This window comes from Dellaglioa sp. CoH-57-MRSF-18, from assembly GCF_056781995.1.
In genome coordinates this window covers 1-241 of sequence record NZ_JBXAXX010000276.1, presented here as the reverse complement: position 1 = coordinate 241, position 241 = coordinate 1, and the positions used below count along the sequence as shown (strand labels likewise).

Here is a 241-nt window from a genome sequence, read left to right as displayed (position 1 = left end):
GGATGAGCTCGCCGAGGCCTACACGAGCGCGACGTCGGATTTCGAGCGGCAGGCGCTGTCGGACGGCATCGTCACGGACGCGGAATACGCGGAGATGGAGGAACGGTACCGCGCGTGCCTCGGCCGGAAGGGAATCGGTTTCACGGGCTTCAACGCCGACGGAAGCCATGACTTCCAAGCAGCGAAAGGAATGACAGCCGAAGCAGCCAACAAAGTCGCTGATGACTGTTCGGCTACGTCC

1 protein-coding gene is annotated in these 241 nt (G+C 62.7%); it reads left to right on the top strand.

Features of this window, described 5'->3' with window-relative positions:
- On the top strand, positions 1-241 hold a 241-nt coding region (locus tag AC1RPG_RS08955; RefSeq protein ID WP_481762634.1), incomplete at both ends, for a hypothetical protein.